Annotated in this window: 16 protein-coding genes; 3 read left to right on the top strand and 13 right to left on the bottom strand. The window is 42.0% G+C overall.

Annotated features, from left to right (window positions below):
• Nucleotides 1–35 precede the first annotated feature (35 nt).
• The gene (locus tag QL229_RS09405) at nt 36–2,315 is read right to left on the bottom strand and encodes an acyl-CoA dehydrogenase (RefSeq protein ID WP_138557980.1); all 2,280 of its coding nucleotides are present in this window, start codon (nt 2,313–2,315) and stop codon (nt 36–38) included.
• A gap of 169 nt (nt 2,316–2,484) precedes the next feature.
• Here QL229_RS09405 and QL229_RS09400 point away from each other — a divergent pair, with 169 nt between their 5' ends.
• Complete coding sequence (locus tag QL229_RS09400) at nt 2,485–4,332, top strand: M2 family metallopeptidase (protein WP_135924207.1); 1,848 nt, start codon at nt 2,485–2,487, stop codon at nt 4,330–4,332.
• A 57-nt stretch (nt 4,333–4,389) separates the two neighbouring features.
• On the opposite strand, the gene QL229_RS09395 is transcribed toward QL229_RS09400, so the two are convergent.
• The 11 genes from QL229_RS09395 to QL229_RS09345 form a co-directional block, all read right to left on the bottom strand.
• Nucleotides 4,390–5,178 carry a putative porin gene (locus QL229_RS09395; RefSeq protein WP_138558940.1) on the bottom strand — a complete coding sequence of 263 codons (789 nt, stop codon included), beginning with the start codon at nt 5,176–5,178 and terminating at the stop codon, nt 4,390–4,392.
• A gap of 219 nt (nt 5,179–5,397) precedes the next feature.
• The gene (locus tag QL229_RS09390; RefSeq protein WP_135924205.1) at nt 5,398–5,772 is read right to left on the bottom strand and encodes a PH domain-containing protein; all 375 of its coding nucleotides are present in this window, start codon (nt 5,770–5,772) and stop codon (nt 5,398–5,400) included.
• 2 nt (nt 5,773–5,774) lie between these two features.
• On the bottom strand, nt 5,775–6,683 hold the full coding sequence (locus tag QL229_RS09385; protein WP_138558939.1) for an ABC transporter ATP-binding protein: 909 nt from the start codon (nt 6,681–6,683) through the stop codon (nt 5,775–5,777).
• On the bottom strand, nt 6,680–7,498 hold the full coding sequence (locus QL229_RS09380) for an ABC transporter permease subunit (protein WP_138558938.1): 819 nt from the start codon (nt 7,496–7,498) through the stop codon (nt 6,680–6,682). The genes QL229_RS09385 and QL229_RS09380 overlap by 4 nt, the downstream gene beginning before the upstream one ends.
• A 115-nt stretch (nt 7,499–7,613) precedes the next feature.
• Nucleotides 7,614–8,795, bottom strand: a complete 1,182-nt coding sequence (locus QL229_RS09375) for a cystathionine beta-lyase (protein WP_249930276.1) — start codon at nt 8,793–8,795, stop codon at nt 7,614–7,616.
• 16 nt (nt 8,796–8,811) lie between these two features.
• A complete protein-coding gene (gene nudC / locus QL229_RS09370; RefSeq protein WP_138558936.1) occupies nt 8,812–9,729 on the bottom strand; it encodes an NAD(+) diphosphatase in 918 nt (305 codons plus the stop codon).
• Between the two features lie 114 nt (nt 9,730–9,843).
• Complete coding sequence (gene nagB / locus QL229_RS09365) at nt 9,844–10,638, bottom strand: glucosamine-6-phosphate deaminase (RefSeq protein ID WP_138558935.1); 795 nt, start codon at nt 10,636–10,638, stop codon at nt 9,844–9,846.
• A 209-nt stretch (nt 10,639–10,847) separates the two neighbouring features.
• Complete coding sequence (locus tag QL229_RS09360; protein ID WP_138558934.1) at nt 10,848–11,978, bottom strand: DUF5009 domain-containing protein; 1,131 nt, start codon at nt 11,976–11,978, stop codon at nt 10,848–10,850.
• A gap of 61 nt (nt 11,979–12,039) precedes the next feature.
• Nucleotides 12,040–13,152, bottom strand: coding sequence for an N-acetylglucosamine-6-phosphate deacetylase (nagA, locus tag QL229_RS09355; RefSeq protein WP_138558933.1), 1,113 nt, complete (start codon nt 13,150–13,152; stop codon nt 12,040–12,042).
• Entirely contained in the window at nt 13,152–14,066 is a 915-nt protein-coding gene (locus QL229_RS09350) for a BadF/BadG/BcrA/BcrD ATPase family protein (RefSeq protein ID WP_135924197.1), read from the bottom strand. The genes nagA and QL229_RS09350 overlap by 1 nt, the downstream gene beginning before the upstream one ends.
• 376 nt (nt 14,067–14,442) lie before the next feature.
• Nucleotides 14,443–14,937 carry an NYN domain-containing protein gene (locus QL229_RS09345; RefSeq protein WP_135924196.1) on the bottom strand — a complete coding sequence of 165 codons (495 nt, stop codon included), beginning with the start codon at nt 14,935–14,937 and terminating at the stop codon, nt 14,443–14,445.
• A 155-nt stretch (nt 14,938–15,092) separates the two neighbouring features.
• Here QL229_RS09345 and QL229_RS09340 point away from each other — a divergent pair, with 155 nt between their 5' ends.
• Nucleotides 15,093–15,707, top strand: a complete 615-nt coding sequence (locus tag QL229_RS09340; protein WP_138558931.1) for a hypothetical protein — start codon at nt 15,093–15,095, stop codon at nt 15,705–15,707.
• Nucleotides 15,704–16,456: a DUF3307 domain-containing protein gene (locus tag QL229_RS09335; protein WP_281546801.1), complete on the top strand. Its 753-nt coding sequence runs from the start codon at nt 15,704–15,706 to the stop codon at nt 16,454–16,456. Before QL229_RS09340 ends, QL229_RS09335 begins: the two co-directional genes overlap by 4 nt.
• A 52-nt stretch (nt 16,457–16,508) precedes the next feature.
• Here QL229_RS09335 and QL229_RS09330 read toward each other — a convergent pair whose 3' ends face one another.
• Complete coding sequence (locus QL229_RS09330) at nt 16,509–17,945, bottom strand: DEAD/DEAH box helicase (RefSeq protein WP_138558930.1); 1,437 nt, start codon at nt 17,943–17,945, stop codon at nt 16,509–16,511.
• Nucleotides 17,946–18,030 lie beyond the last annotated feature (85 nt).

The raw sequence follows: 18,030 nt of genomic DNA, 5'->3' as shown, positions 1-18,030 counted from the left end.
TTACACTAGCAAGGCTTTCATTGATATCTACTATACTACAACTCCCCAGGCGCAAAGTTATCTACTGCTATTGCCTGCTTGCGAAGCGAGTTCGCCTCATTCATTCGTGTAGCTACGGTTTCGTTTATGAGGTTTTTATCTGCAGCAGCAGCTATCGCATCTTCCAATTCTAAGTGACGACCAATCGTGCCTTCTTTTTGCCATTTGCGTAATTGTTTAAAATCTTCATGGGTATCAATCATCGCGATAAACGCATTTTCCATTACCCCGGTACCTGCATTTTCATCAACATAACAAAGGTGCGTGAGTCTGTCTCTGAAGACGCCTGGTTTACTCATATGCTCACAAATAGTCTGAGCAATGTCATCACTAGGACGGTGATAATGATTTCCCACAGGGAACACAATGCGTTTTAATAAGAAATTGACCACAGGGTTAGAGAAGTTTTTAAAGAAACCATCGAATGCTTGGCCAATACAAAATAGCGAATGCTCAACCGCATATTTTACAAAAGGTAAATCTGCTTGTTGACGCCCTTCGTCTTCATAGCGCTTCAAAACACATGATGCAAGATACAAATGGCTAAGCACGTCGCCTAGACGCGCCGAGATCATCTCTTTACGTTTTAACTCGCCCCCTAACACTAGCATGGCGACATCTGTACAAAACGCTAAGCCACGACTCATACGGCTTAATTGTTTGTAATACACCGAGGTTGCCCCACACACCGGCGCTTTTGCAAAATAACTGCGAGTTAAAGCATGAACAAATGCCATGCCTGCATTGCTTGCAGCAAATAGAATGTGCTGAAGCAGTAACGAGTCAAATTCTTTCAATGCAACATCATGATCTTCCATTGCGGCTGCTTCCATTTCTTTTAAAACAAACGGATGACAGCGAGTCGCACCTTGACCAAATATCATCAAGTTACGAGTTAAAATGTTTGCACCTTCAACGGTAATTGACACGGGGATCCCCATATAACCATGGGCTAAATAGTTATTAGGGCCTACTTGAATTCCCTTGCCTGAATGAATATCCATGGCATCATTCATTACTGTACGCCCCATTTCAGTCATATGATATTTAGCTATAGCAGTAACAACCGAAGGGCTCAGTTTTAAATCAATCGCTCCAGCAGTCATTAACCTTGCTGACTCTAGCATGTAGGTCAAGCCACCAATACGTGCGAGTGCCTCTTGCACACCTTCAAATTGACCAATCGAAACACCAAACTGCTGACGCACTGTTGCATAAGCCGATGTCATTCTTGACGCTAAATGACCTGTTGCGGTGCTAAGTGCCGGTAACGAAATACCACGGCCTGCACTTAAACATTCAACTAGCATACGCCAACCTCTACCAGCCCCCTTTTCACCACCAATAATCCAATCAAGTGGTATAAATACATCTTTACCGTAGGTGGTACCATTCATAAATGCCATGTTCAGCGGATAATGACGCTCGCCAGTTTGCACGCCTTCATGGTCTGTAGGAATGAGTGCACAAGTAATACCGAGCTCTTTTTTATCACCTAATAAGCCATCTGGGTCGTACATTTTAAATGCAAGACCAAGTACTGTAGCAATGGGTGCAAGGGTGATATAGCGTTTTGACCAGTTAAGTTTTAAGCCAATAACTTCTTCACCGTTATGCATGCCCTTACAAACCACACCAGTATCAGGAATACTGCCCGCATCCGATCCGGCCTCAGGGCCTGTTAAAGCAAAACAAGGCACATCATCACCTTTAGCTAAGCTTGGTAACCAACGCTCTTGTTGCTCTTTAGTACCGTAATGTAAAAGCAGCTCACCGGGGCCTAAACTATTTGGCACCATTACCGTAACTGCTGCAGTTAAACTTTTGGTGGCAATTTTTGCTACAATCGTTGAGTTAGCGATTGCTGAAAACTCTTTCCCTCCAAACTCTTCTGGAATAATTAGAGCAAAAAAGCCTTCATTTTTTAAGTAATCCCAGACTTCTTTTGGTAGGTCTTTATCTTTTTGCACGATTTGATAATCATCAAGCATGGCTAGCAAGGTTTCGACTTGCTCACTCATAAATGCGCGCTCTTTGTCACTTAATTCAGGCTTGGGAAAACCGTGTAATTTTTGCCAATCGGGGTTACCGCTAAATAACTCACCATCCCACCACACATCGCCCGCTTCCATCGCTTCGCGTTCTGTTTGAGATAAAGGTGGCAACACTTTTTTAAACATACTAAACGTGGGCCGCGTAACAAGATTAATGCGAATGTCTTTCACTGCAAAAATCACAATTACAGCAACCAATAGCAAAATAATTACGGTCGTCATTGTGCAATCCTTTTATTTAAGTCAGTTTTCTCAAGTATGACTGATCGTGCCATAAATACAACGTAAGCAGCGGTAACTTCAGTTGTTTTAGTAAGCACTGTTTGTGGTTTAGTAAGACACTGCTATTATGCTAAAGCAATAAAAAACAACAAACTTCTAGGGAATAAAAATGAAGACTCCATATAAGCTGAGCATCAGCGCATTAATGGTCGCAAGTGCATTAGCGCTTACTGGCTGTAATGACGACGCTACGAGCACTAAAACAACAACTGCTGAAGTCAAATCAAGCCAAGTAACAGCACAAGATGCTGATAAATTTATCGCCGATACTGAAAAAGAATTAAGCGCACTATATTTAGAATCAAGTCGCGCTGAATGGATTTATGCCAACTTCATCACTCACGATACTGCTGAATTATCTGCTGAAGTAAATCGCAAAATGACCGAAGCCGTAGTCCGCCTAGCAAATGAAGCTGCAAAATTCGATAGTTTAGAGCTTGATTATGATGCACGTCGTAAACTAGATAAACTTAAACTAGCGCTCACTTTACCTGCACCACAAGATGCTGAAAAAACAGCGAAGCTCTCACAATTAGTGGCTGAGTTAGGAGGCATTTATGGCAAAGGTAAATACTGTAAAGAAGATGGTAGCTGTTTAAGCCTTGGCGAAATGACAGCTAAAATGGCAACGAGTCGTGATTACAATGAATTGCTTGATTTATGGCAAGGTTGGCGTCAAGTTTCAAAACCTATGCGCCCGCTTTATGAGCAACAAGTTGCACTGACCAATGAAGGTGCAAAAGAGCTAGGTTATGCAGATACAGGCGCTATGTGGCGTAGTAAATACGATATGCCAGCCGATGATTTTGCAAAAGAACTTGACCGTATTTGGGGCCAAGTTAAACCGCTTTATGATTCATTACATTGTCATGTTCGTGCCAAGTTAGGTGAAAAATATGGCGAAGATAAAGTACCTCAAGACCAACCTATCCCAGCACACCTGCTAGGTAATATGTGGGCACAAACTTGGGGTAACATTTACGATGTTGTTGCACCAGAGAATGCAGATCCTGGTTATGACGTTACAGAACTATTAGCTGAACACGATTACGACGAACTTAAAATGGTACGTGGTGCCGAGAAGTTCTTTACATCAATGGGTTTTGCACCATTGCCAGATACCTTCTATGAGCGCTCATTATTCACTAAACCACAAGATCGTGACGTACAGTGTCATGCATCAGCATGGAACATAGATAGTAAAGACGACCTACGTATTAAAATGTGTATTCAACGTACAGGTGAAGAGTTCTCTGTTATTCATCATGAGTTAGGTCATAATTTCTACCAACGCGCGTACAACACGCAACCTATTTATTATCAAGAAAGTGCGAACGATGGTTTCCACGAAGCGATTGGTGACACCATTGCTCTTTCTGTGACACCAGGTTATTTAAAAGAAATTGGTTTATTAGACGAAGTGCCTGATGAATCTAAAGATATCGGCCTGTTAATGAAAATGGCATTAGACAAAGTAGCATTTATTCCGTTTGGTTTATTAGTAGACCAATGGCGCTGGAAAGTTTTCTCAGGTGAAGTAACGCCAGAGAACTACAACAAAGCGTGGTGGGAGTTACGCGAAAAATATCAAGGTGTACAAGCGCCTATCGCACGTAGCGAAGCAGACTTCGATCCAGGTGCTAAGTATCACGTACCGGGTAACACACCTTACACACGTTATTTCTTAGCGCACATTTTACAATTCGACTTCCACAGAAGTTTATGTGAAATTGCCGGTAATAAAGAAGCGATACACCGCTGTTCAGTTTACAACTCTGCTGAGGCGGGTGAAAAACTAAATGCAATGTTAGAAATGGGCTCAAGCCGCCCATGGCAAGAAGCCCTTGCCACTATCACTGGTAAAGAAGAAATGGATGCAACAGCAATCTTAGATTACTTTGCACCGTTACAAAAATACCTTGATGAGCAAAATAAAGGCCGCCAGTGCGGTTGGTAATAACAAAAACGAAAAAGCCCGCATAATGCGGGCTTTTTTATGTCATCAAATTAATGATTAAAACTGTAAGCTTACATTTGCGAAGTATGCATCGTAATCTGAGTCATCCCAGTTGTTTGCATAACCTGCTTTTAAACCAACGTTTTTGTTAAAGAAGTGCTGTGCACCAAAGCTGTAGTCATCTTCTTTATTAAACGTTACAAATGCTGACGTTGCTTTAGAGAAGTAGTAGTTAGAACCTAGTTCCCAAGAGCTACCGCTATCGTCTGTATCTGAGATTGTACCTTCAATTGTTAGGTAGTTACCTTGTTGAAGATCCATGAAGTATTTTGCATTTACAGCACGGTAATCAAACTCATCGTCAGCTGTGAATGTGAAACCTAAGTAATCAGTGCTGTTAAGCTGGTGATTATATTTAAGGTCAAACATTACTGTGTTATCACCGTCTTCTACGTCGATAAATGTCGCTTTAAGAAGAAGGTTAGGATTAAAGAAGTAACCTGCAGACACATTGAATAAATCAGTGTCTGAACCGTAATCGTAGTTGCTGTAACCCGCACCGATTACAAAATCTTGTACGAAGTACTCAGCGCCGATGTTAGTTACATCACCAAAGTCGTCATCAGAGTAAGAACCAAATACATTGGTTGTTTTGTTGATGTATTCAAACTGGTCGTAAGGACCCATTGTTTTCTTTGGCGCGAAGTAATACGTTGAATCAACACTTACTGTGTCGTTGCCATCGGTGTCCATGTATCCTAAATGGCTGATTGATTGGTAACTATCCGCAGCAGTCGCGGCAGTTGACAGAAGCATACTCGAAATAATAACTGCTAACTTTTTCATAAACAGATTTCCCTATTAACATTGTTTCATTGCTGTTGAAAACTAGCCTGATGGCTAAGTTGGGCACATGCTAACGTGAGAAAACTGAACGGAAACTTAACTAAGCGTTTGTTTTTACTTGATTAATTGTAATAAAGTGTCGGTAAATGTAAAGAAAAAGTTGGCCGAATAATTCTATTCAAAGCCAACTTATGATTTAAAGTCTATAATTTCAGTACCTTATAAAGAGAATTCACTAATAATTCTGTAAACCTCATTAATGTTATCTCCTGCTTTAAAGTCTTTACTGATTGGCGTTGGATCTGAACCAACCCAAATTTTCAGTTCAGCATCTAAGTCAAAATGCCCGGCACTTTCTTTACTAAACTTAGTAATTTTTGAGTAAGCAATGCTCAACATTTCAACTTTAGAACCAGTAACACCTTGTTTATCAATAATAATTAATCTCTTATTGGTAAAGATAAACATATCACGAATGACTTTATAGGCTTTTTGAACTGTTTCACCATCAATCAGAGTATTGGCAAGCAGCTCTTCTAAATCATCATTATCGACTTCACTTGCGTTACCCATTAATCCACTTAATAGACCCATAACTAGCTCTCCTTATGAAAAATTTGGTTTTCGAGTGTGTGACCATTCACCAGTTGACGATACTGCCAACCTTGTTGATAACAAAAGTGTAGAAGATTGATATCAAAAGGCTCAGCGGTTTTTTCAAACTCGATCACATATTCTTTTGCTTGGCTCATATAAACATGATGTACATGGGCAAGGCCTGCAAGCTTTGCTTCTACATCATCATATTGTTGATTCAACTGTAGCGTAATAAAGTGTTTGTTATCTTGGGTGCTAGAACGGGCTTGATGCTCACTTAATACCCCTTTATCTAGGTGTAAAACTTGTGAGCATAAACGCTCAAGCTCTGTTAAGTCATGGGAGCTTAAAATAAATGTTGCCTCGTTACTTAAAGAGCTTACCAGCTCTCGAACCTCACGGGCATGGATTGGGTCAAGACCCGCTGTTGCTTCATCAAGCATCACTATTTCAGGTGAACCAATTAAAGCTTGTGCAATAGTCACTCGCTTACGCATACCATGAGAAAGGTCATCCGGTCGCTGCTTAGCCACTTCTGACAAACCAACTAGCTCTAAAACCCGAGCCGTTTCTTTTTTACGAACCGCGCCACTGAGCCCTTGTAATTGACCATAAAAGTTAAGTTGATGCGCAATACTAAAACGGGGATCAAGCTGGGCATCTTGTGGTAACGCAGTTAATTTACCAAATAACGCCGCACTACCTGGGTTATGCCCCATTACCGATAGCTTTCCTGAACTTGGTAAAATATAGCCACATAACAAGCTGAATAAGGTTGTTTTACCCGCACCATTTGGACCAACCAGCGCCACTGGTGCCCCTTTATTTATTTCAAAGCTGACGTTATCGAGCGCTCGTTTAACCCCGTAGTTTTTTGACAAGCCTTGTGCTTGAATTAAAACGGTCATAATGAGCTCCTCGCAAAAATTCGTTCACCAGCAGTTAATAACACTGCCGTTTGTAGAAGTGGTAAACCAAGAGCAAGTGTGATGCCTGCACGCTGACCTGCCATTAAATCAAGTTGATAGCCCGGAAATATGTAATTTAAAACCTCAAATGCAGGCCATTGCCATGTTAATAAGCCAATCACAATATTACCGCCAGCAAAGAACAAAATGGCCAACACAAATGCAAGACGCGATGAACGCGCAAAGGTATTCAAAAAGCTCATCAAAGCAATAAATGGCATAACCGCAACAAGCAAATAAAATAACAACATAAAGCTTCGCGTTAAGCCTGAAAGGAGCAAACTGGGCTCACGATAGCCAAGCATTGCAACGGTTGCCATCAAGGTAACAAATAACAGTGCCGCTAAAATGAGTAGCTGCCCTAAAAAGCGACCTATGATAATTTCTGAGCGAGTGGCTCTAAGTGATAAAAAGCGTAACGTACCCCGTTGTCTGTCGCCCACAGTTTGGTCGCTGCATAAAAACAAACAAAAGCTTGGAAAACTAAATAAAGCAATCAGCCAATAAACAGCTAATTCAGATTCAGGCCAATCAAGTAATTTACTGATGCCAATGGCGCCAAAGGCTTGCCTTGCAAAGTCAGCAAAATCAGGTGAGCTAATCAAGGTCACAGATTGGGCAATGGGATAGCGTAAAATAAGTAGCCAACAAATGGCAAAAGCGGCAACCGCCAGCAAACCACGTTTGGTCAAAAATAGTCGTACCAGCTCAAATTGGGCAATTTGTGCAAGACGTATAGGATGTAACTGCGTCACTCATAATCCTTAGTGAATTTTATTATTAGAATTACACTAAGTTGAAACAGCTTGAATTACCAGAAAAAAAAGACCCGACAAGCGGGTCTTATGTAACAAAGTATAAACCTTTTACCTAAAGGTGGCTCTCGTACACAGCCAGTGCTTGATCAAGGTCGGCTAGTAAATCTGCTACATCTTCAAGGCCAATGTGAAGTCTTATCACTGGACCTTGCGACCAACCCGTTTCTGAGCGAAGCCCTTTCATGCTCAGGTTTGCCGTGACTAAGCTCTCATAACCGCCCCAAGAAAAGCCCATTTTAAAATGGTGCAGGCTATCTAAAAACGCATCAATCGCTTGTTGATTACCTTGCTTCATTACAAATGAAAATAAGCCATTACTACCATCAAAGTCTCGTTTAAAGAACTCATGACCCGGACACGTTGCAAAGGCCGGATGGCGAATATGATCAACCAATGGGTGTGTTTCAAGCCATTTAGCCACTTCGATGGCTGCTTTTTCATGCTGTTTTAAACGCACAGCCATAGTACGTAGACCACGTAGCGCTAAATAGGCATCATCCGCAGAAGTACATTGACCAAGTAGGTATGAATTTTCTCGAAGGGTTGGCCAATACTTTTTATTGGCGACCGCCACACCCATCATCACATCTGAATGACCAACAATGTATTTTGTAGCAGCTTGAATACTAATATCAACACCATGCTCAAGCGGTCTAAAATGCAGGCCATTACCCCAGGTGTTATCTAACATAGTCATAACACCGCGCTCATTTGCCTTAGCAACCATTGCAGGCACATCTTGCACTTCCATGGTGATTGAGCCCGGTGATTCTAAAAACAATACGCGCGTGTTCTCTTTAATAAGCTCACTAATACCTGCGCCAATTCCCGGCGGGTAATAGGTTGTTTCAATCCCTAATCCAGCCAGTATTTTGTCACAAAAATCCCGGGTAGGTTCGTAGGCAGTATCCACCATTAAAATATGATCGCCCGTTTTCACAAACGATAACAGCGCATTGCTTATTGCAGCCGCACCTGATGGGTAAAGCGCACAGCCTTCACCGCCTTCTAGTTCTGCAATCGCTTCTTGCAAAGCAAAATGTGTCGTCGTACCACGACGGCCATAGAATAACGTTTTGTCGCCACGCTTCTTCGCCGCAGCTTTTAAATCAGCCACTGAATCGAATACCACAGTTGATGCACGTTGTACCACAGGGTTCACAACCCCTTGTGTGTACGCTTTTTTACGCCCTGCAGAGACGATTTGGGTATTTTTATTTGTCTTTGTCATAATTTATCCAAGCTGTACTTTACAGGTTGCGCCAGTGCTCAACCAAAAATCGAGAAATAGAATCTTGTCGGGTTAGTTTAAGATGACTACCCTGTTCATGCCATTGGCCGAATTCATTAAGTTCAGCGCGGCTAAACCATCTTGCGTCATCTAACTCGTCTTTATCTACCTGAATATCTTCTGAAACCGCTGTGGCCATAAAGCCAAACATAATTGATGACGGAAAAGGCCAAGGCTGTGAAGCGATATATTGAATATCTGTCACCGCAACACCAGCTTCTTCCATAACTTCGCGAGCCACGGCTTGCTCTAGTGTTTCACCTGGGTCAACAAAGCCCGCAAGTGTTGAAAAAACGCCTTCTGGCCAGCTTGCTTGACGGCCTAGCAAGCAGCGTTCAACTCCGTCTGAAAAGGTTTTAGTCACGATCATAATCACGGCAGGATCGGTACGCGGAAAAGTTTGATGCTGGCAAGTTTGGTTTTCACATAAACGCGAATGCCCTGCTTCAACCATATTATTTTCATGACCACAACGTCCACAAAAACGGTGTGTTGCGTGCCAAAAACATAAGCCCCTTGCCAGTGCCGCAATAGACCCTTGTTTAAGCTCAACTTGTGGGCCTAACTTGCGAATATCAACAAACTCAGCGCCATTGAGCATAGGCTCAATGAGTGAGTCTGGAACATGGCTGACATCTAAAGCAAAGTGAGCCACATTATCGTCGTCTAACCCCAATAAAATGCCTTTTGATAAATCGAGGTGATCGACTTGAGATAAGCGTAAATAACACACTTCAGGACTGTCTTTAACAAATAAACTTTGATTGTTATTGACCAATAACCAGCGACTCTGAGAATTCATTTGAGCCTTTAACCACTTAGGATCTTTACGGCGATTTGATGCACGATCCAATGGCATTTGAGAGTAATTCAGCATGGCGTTCCTTGAAAATAGTTTACTCGCTAAAACTACCATAAGCTGATGATAAACCCAATTTATTACAGGCATAAAAAAAGCCCAACCAGGGCTTTTTTATTCTCTCTCACAATTTTACAAGGTCGCGAGGTGCGCTTGTAGTTTTTGGTTCTCAGCTTCAATATGCTGATAAAACTCTAAATCTTCTAATTTACTTGCGGCAGCTTTATCAATGATGATCACCGCATCTTTATGAAGTTGCAGTGCTGAAGCTGGGCATTTGGCCATTAACGGGCCTTCTACCATGGCGTGAACGGCATCAGCTTTACTTGCACCGGTTGCTAAAAGCACTACTTTTTTGGCTTCTAAAATAGTACCAATACCCATAGTGATTGATAAATGCGGTTGATATTCGCCTTCTGCAAAAAATCGCGCATTGTCTTCAATTGTCGCTTTGGTCAGTGTTTTAACACGGGTGCGTGATGTCAAACCTGAAGAAGGTTCGTTAAAGCCAATATGACCATTACGGCCAATACCAAGTAGCTGTATATCAACACCACCAGCTGCTGTGATTTTTTGTTCATACTCAGTGCAAGCAACAAGCGGATTTACTGCATCACCCGGCGGTACATGGGTGTTCTGTTTATCGATATCTACATGGTTAAATAGCTGTTCATTCATAAAGTAGCGGTAACTTTGTGGATGTTCGCCAGTTAAACCTAAATACTCATCTAAATTAAATGTTGTCGCTTGGCTAAACGAAATCTCGCCAGCTTTATTTTTAGCAATCAGCTCTTGATATAAAGCAACCGGCGTTGAACCAGTTGCAAGGCCTAGTACTGATGCAGGTTTTTTTAATAGTTGTTTAGCAAAGATGTTAGCACCATACGCTGCAACTTGGGCTGCATCATCAAGAATTACTATTTGCATATCGATTAGCTCTAATTATTTAAATTGAAAAAAATGGCTCTAAAACCCAACCCCACGTGCAATCGAGTTGGGTTTTAGACTAACCACTGCCAGGATACATTACAGTAGTTAAAACCATTATGACAACGCTGTCATTATCACTTCTAGCCTTACCTTTGTAAAGTAAAAGTGAATTAAAAATTACTCTTTTTGTTGGTGTTTAATAATTATCAAACACTAACAAAGATCTTACGACTATACATCCAATGCAATACCAGCATTTGTACTGCTAATAACGCAATCACCGCCATCAGAGGTTGCCATGCCTCTGGCACAGCTCGAACCACCCCACCAAATACGCTTTGGCTTACATAACCCCAATTCACTAGACTTGACGCTAAATAAATAATAATTGAGTTTGCACCTATGATCACAAAAGGATACGCAGCGCGTTGCCCTGGCAGAATATCCACCAATGCATAAAATACGGCGAGCAATATGGCACTCCAGCCAACGGTTACAAGCACAAATGAGCTGGTCCAAAGTTCTTTATTGACTGGGAACTGTAAATCCCATAACCAACCTAAACATACACTTACCGCCCCTGCGGCGAACAGTAATGCGGTCATTTTCCACTCGCCAATTTGCTGAGCACGAGCCACTAATTGCCCTGCAAACACGCCCATTAATGCATTTACAATCGCTGGTATATTCGACAATACACCCTCAGGGTCCACCACACGGTTTTGATAACTAATACCCGGTAGTAAGTGCGCATCAAACCATGCATTCCAACTGCCTGCAGCCGAAAGGTCGCCAGCACTGCCACCCGGCACTGGCACAAAACAAAGCAGTAACCAATAAGCCACTAAAATAGCGCCTGCAGTAATAATTTGTGTTCGCAAACTAGTGTGCCAAACCAACATTGCACAGAAAAACCATGCAATAGCGATACGTCCAAGCACACTGACATAACGAATTTCATCCAACGCCATTGGCATCCCTGTGCCCCAGCCGTGGTTATACAAAATACCTAATAAGCACAATAGCAAAAGACGCTTACCCGCCTTGCGGTAATACACTTTGCGCTCATCAAACGGTAAATGGTCAATGCGTTTTGGGGCTAGCCCCATCGCCACACCTGATAAGAAAATAAATAATGGGAAAATCAGATCGTAAAATGTGAAGCCATGCCAAACACTATGCACTGTGTGCGCTTCAAAAACTTTCCAGCCAGTCCAGCCAGTTAAAACGAATAGCGCTGCAAATAGTGACTGTCCACCTAATATCCAAAACATATCCATGCCGCGCAGTGCATCCAGCGATGCCAATCGTTTTCTTGTTGGTTGTGTTGTTGTCATTGTTTACCTTTAATACAAAAAGCCCCGCGATACTTCGGCGGGGATTTTTCCAGGGAAGTTCTTACAAAGCTTTACCAGCTATATATGTCGCTTTTACATATTGATTATCATCTAGCACAACAAAATCAGCATCAAAACCGCTCAGCAAGCGACCTTTTTTATGTAAACCTAAATATTGTGCAGGATAAAGTGATGCCATTCGTAAGCTCTCAGCAAGGCTAACATCCAATGTGTTCACTGTGTTACGCACCGCACTTGCCATATCAAGTACGCTGCCAGCTAATTCACCAGTAGTTGAATTTAATCGATCGCCAGTACGAATTACTTTACGACCATCAAAGAAATCAAACTCCATATCGTCAGTACCCACAGGTGGCATTGCATCTGTGACTAACATAATTTTTCCGCGCTGTTTGCTGCGAATTGCTAATTTTGCTGATGAAGGGTGCACATGATGACCATCAACAATTAAGCCGCACCAGCTGTTATCATCCCAAAGTGCAGCACCAACAACACCCGGCTCTCGTGATGTAAACGCTGACATCGCATTAAATAAATGGGTGAATCCATCAGCTCCTGCTGCAAGTGCAGCATTGGTAGTCGCAAAATCCGCATTAGTGTGGCCAATAGATACCTTTACGCCACACTCAACTAGGCGCGCGATATCTTCAGCACTAACATTCTCAGGCGCTAAGGTAACCATTTTAATACCTAGATCTTGGCGTGCATAAATCGCAAATTCTTGCTCTGTGATTGGGCGAATAAACTGCTCGCTATGGGTGCCTTTTTTCCCTAATGAAAGGTGCGGTCCTTCGAAGTGTACGCCCATAACGCCCGGGATCCCTTCAGCAATTGCTTGTGCAGTGGCATCTGCGGCTTTTGCCATGACTTCGACTTTGTCGGTAATCAGCGTTGGCATAATCGCTGTTGAACCAAACTGACCATGTGCTTTGGCTATTTTATCTAAACAATCTGGTGTTTGTTCAGCGTTAAAAAACGCCCCACCACCGCCATTCACTTGTACATCAATAAAACCTGGCGCGACTAAACCCGTTAATTCAACGGCATCAGCATGTGCTTCAACACGCTTAAACACGCCATTGTCGACGCTAAAATATACGTCAGATAAAAATTCGTCACCGGTAAACAATTTACTTGCATGAAAAATCGTCATTACAAACTTACCTCTTGGTTTTGTTCAAGCACAGATTGCTGAGCAAAATACACAGCGCCCATTTCGGGTGGTTGAATCGGCGCTTCAACTCGTTTCGCTATATCTTCATCAAGCCAACAGTTTAATGGTTCAGCTAAACCACCGATCATAGATAAACGTGGAGGGTTATTTTCAAGTAATCGGTGTGCTAATTTACTGACGTAATTAGCTCCTTCCTTAACAATTTCAATCGCTACTTGATCGTTATTTTTTGCAGCTTCAAATACATAACGTGCTAATTTGGCAAAACTACTCGAAGGCTGCCCTGACATTTGCTCGACAATCCCCATGGCATTATCCACCGAGAAATGCTGACAAATCACATCTGTTAACTCTGTTTTTTCACCCAAACCATCTAAATCAAGTAATGCGTTTTTTATAGCTTCAAGCCCCATCCATGCACCACTGCCCTTATCACCAAGAGCAAAACCATGACCACCATAGTTTGTGGTATGACCCGCAACACAAGAGAATCCACATGAGCCCGTACCGGTTATAATTACCGCACCATCGCTGCCTTCGTGTGCACCAATACAAGCAGTATGTAAATCGGTGGTGAGAAACATTTGTTTAAATGGATGGTCCCATTCCATAATCTTGTCGTACAAGCTAGGTAGGTTTACACCAGCCAGACCCAAACCAGCATACAGTTGATGAACTGTCTCAAGTGGTAATCCAGCATCTCGAAGAGCTAACTGTGTTGAGACCATTATTGATTCAAGCGTGCGTTCTAAACCATGTAATGGGTTCGCGGGGCCACCAAGGCCGGTTCCTAATACACCTTGCTTAACAGAGTAGATAGTAGCTCGGCATTTTGTTCCGCCACCATCAATACCAATAAACAATTGGTCCTCACTCACACTCTTCGCCATCATTTAACGACCCCTAGCCTTCGTTTAGTTTTTATTTAAATCGCATTATTTTTATTCTAAGAATGCGAAATGATCTCAACCTTTGTTGATTTAATGTTACACAACAAATGACAGCGTTGTCATTACTTTTTTTATAAAAATGCACATTAGTTTAAAATTTACCTACAACACTTTGAAACTAAAGAGCATTATTCGAGAGTAATAAATAAAAAATCGTCCAGCAATCACTTCTCAACTTATTCTCGCTACTTTTTTGAGTGCAAATTAGCGACAAAGCTCCATGTTACTGTGCTTTTATATACTCAGTATTGTATCTAATATTAGCTTAGCGCAAATAATACTTTAGTTAAACATTTTATTTAAAATGGAATATTTTTTTCTATCTTGATAACAACAGTGAATCATCAATACAGTGAAACTCAGCAGCGGCTTGCTTTAAAATATCGGCAGTGAGGTGCTCTGCTCCATAGACATCACACGGTAGCTGATAATTATTCGCTAAGTGACCAAGCAATAACGCAAAATCACCATCACCTGAAAGTAATACCATTCTATCAAGCTGCTTGGCATGCTCTAGCATATCAATGGTAATGCCAACATCCCAGTCCCCTTTTGCACTACCATCTCTGCGCTGAATAAAAGGTTTTAGTTTTACCTCAAAACCAATTGCGCGCAGGATATTTTGAAACTGCGATTGCTTTTCGTCACCTCGGTATATTGCATACGCAATAGCACAATCAATTTGGTAGCGTTCACTCATCTGTGCCCAAAAGGCATTGTAATCAAAGTTTTTCTTGTAGCTTTCTTTACAGGTGTAATAAATGTTTTGTACATCTACAAAGATACCGACTCTTGGCTTATCAACTGCTGACATAATTATTCTGTTTTTAGTGATTTGTGTTCACTGTAGCATATCTAGGTTGATATTTACGAAAAAGTAACCTAAATTGGTTACATAAAACAAAGTAACCAAATTTGGTTACTTATCGCGATGTAACTAAATTAAGTTACTTAATCTAAGGGATCATAATGATTGCGGTGATCAGTGGTGATTTAATTAAATCACAAAAAATTCCACAACAAGAATACGATGCCATGCTGTATCAGCTTGATCAAAGCTTACGCTTTGTTGCCAAGCGTTTTAATGCAAGCTTCACCATTTACCGAGGTGATGCGTTGCAAGTACAGCTATCAGAGCCTGAGCTGGTGTGTCATGCTGCCATCTTGTTGTATTTGCAGATGAAAGCAGCCAATTACGAACTACGACAAAGTTTGGCTATTGGCTCACTCGACAACCCCCGCGCCGATATAAAAACAGCCACAGGCAGTGCTTATACCATATCTGGTCGCGGCTTAGATAACATCGGCCAGCAACGTTTGGTGATCAATATTGAAAATAACACCCTAGAGGAAGGCTTTGCGCTTAATATTGCTTTTGTCGAAGTCCTGCTTGAAAAAATGAGTCAAAAGCAGGCCAATGCGCTGTTTTATTATTTAACCGTCGAAAATAACAGCCATGCAGAGCTTGCCAAAGAGCTTAATACCAGCCGAGAGAATGTCACTAAGTTACTCAACCTAGCCCATTATCAACTTATCGAGCGCTTTATAAATTACAGCCAAACCACACTCAAAGGATTGTTATGACCAGTTTTGCTCTATTACTCACCGCGTTAGTACTAGGTCACTTACTTGCTGACTTTTGTTGGCAACCAATGAGCTGGGTGCATGATAGAAACAACCGTCACTTTCGTGCCAGCAAACTCTACTTGCACGTATTAACACATGGCGTGACCTCTTTAGCTGTGCTAACGCTGTGGGAATACACCTACGGCTGGCAAGAGTTCTCTCGGGTATTGTTAGCAACTGTGGCGATTATGCTGAGCCACTATGTCATTGACTTGGCAAAATCGTATTCAAATAAAGGCGTGGTGCCCTTTATACTCGACCAACTAGCCCACCTTGTTGTGATTGTAATGCTAACGGTTTGGCTTACCGATAAAAATGAATTTTATAGTTTAACATGGCAAAAGCTGATTGCCCTCGATACCTTGTTTGTTATTGCAGCTTATTTATTGGTGCTTAACCCAAGCTCTGTGTTTATTCGCATGATGCTAGAAAAAATCAATATCCAGATCAACAATGAAGGCAGTATTCCTGCTGCGGGTCATTTTATTGGCTTGCTAGAGCGGGTATTAATGTTGAGCTTTATCTTGCTGGGTGAATACGGCGGTGTGGGCTTTCTACTGGCGGCCAAGTCTATCTTTCGCTTTGGTGATTTAAAAGAAAGTAGCGAAAAACAACTCACCGAATATGTCATGCTGGGCACTTTATTAAGTGTCACCGTTACACTCTTTATTGGTGTCGCCACCTTGTATTGCATTAAACTCTTTTAATCGCTTAGAAAAACAAAAACGCGCAATTGCGCGTTTTTTGTTTTTACTGTTATCAACTATCCGCAGCAGGTTTACGTCTTGGGCGAGATGGCCCAGACACACGCTGACGATTACCCGTAGGTTTATTACCTGTGGGTTTGTTGTTATTCGATTTATTAGCGTTATTACTGCCTTTTTGGTTTTGGCCCTGCTCTTTACCCTGCCATTTACCTTGTGAAGGTCGCTTTTGCGATTTAGGTTTTGGCTTTTGTGCAGGTTTTGCTGCGCCTTGACCATCTTGTGCTTTTGGCTTTTTCGGTTTCTTTGGCTTTTTCGGCTTGATTGGACGCGTATCTAGCGGCTTTTCAGCAACCGGCTTACTCGGCTCAAAGCCAGCTTCTGTTGCACGCGGAATAAGCTCACCAATAAAGCGCTCAATACCATATAAATCGTCGGCATCATCAGCTGTAACAAACGAAATAGCATGACCCGATGCACCCGCTCGGCCCGTACGGCCAATACGGTGTACGTAATCTTCATAAATATTCGGTAAATCGTAGTTAACAACGTGAGGCAGCTCAACAATATCAAGACCACGGGCAACGATATCTGTTGCCACTAGTACGCGCACTTCACCCGATTTAAAGCCTTCAAGCGCTTTAACGCGAGCGCCTTGCGATTTATTGCCGTGAATAGCAGCTCCCACAATCTCATCGCGTTCAAGCTGCTTAACTAAGCGGTTCGCACCATGTTTGGTACGGCAAAATACTAATACTTGCTGCCAATCATTGCTACGGATCAAATGACTAAGTAGTGCTGTTTTGCGTGTTTTATCGACCGCATAAACAGACTGCGAAACCGTTTTAGCTGTGGTGTTTTTTGCTGCGACTGAAATTTCAACTGGGTCGTTAATTAGCCCTTTTGCAAGTTCACGAATTTCATCAGAGAAAGTCGCTGAAAACATCAGGTTTTGACGTTTAGCTGGCAATTTAGCAATGATACGTTTGATGTCATGAATAAAGCCCATATCGAGCATACGGTCGGCTTCATCAAGGATCAGCACTTCTAAATCATCAAACTTAACAGCATTTTGATTATGTAGGTCTAACAAGCGACCTGGTGTTGCCACTAAAATATCAACACCTTTGCGAAGGCGCAGCATTTGTGGGTTAATTTTAACGCCACCATAAACAACAAATGAGCTGACATTTGAATGTTTTGCATATTGCTCAACATTTTCACTTACTTGTAAAGCAAGCTCACGAGTTGGTGCCAGTACTAATGCTCGTACTTTATTACCACCCGCTTTAGAGCCCTTTGACAAGCGCTCAATTAACGGCAGCGTAAAACCCGCAGTTTTACCTGTGCCAGTTTGCGCTGCAGCCATAACATCGCGGCCTTCAATGATCGCAGGGATAGCTTGTGATTGAATAGGCGTTGGTGCTTCATAGCCCTTTTCTAAAACTGCATTTACTAAAGCTGGTGATAAACCTAACCCATCAAAACTCATACTATCTCTCTTTAAAAAATTCAGCCGATTCGGCGAAGTGCGCGCATTATACCTAGGATAGTCAATAATGCATGGAATTATTTAC

This window comes from Pseudoalteromonas sp. PAR1 (genome assembly GCF_947311895.1).
In the GTDB taxonomy this organism is placed as follows: domain Bacteria; phylum Pseudomonadota; class Gammaproteobacteria; order Enterobacterales; family Alteromonadaceae; genus Pseudoalteromonas; species Pseudoalteromonas lipolytica_C.
This window is presented reverse-complemented; position numbering and strand designations above follow the sequence as displayed.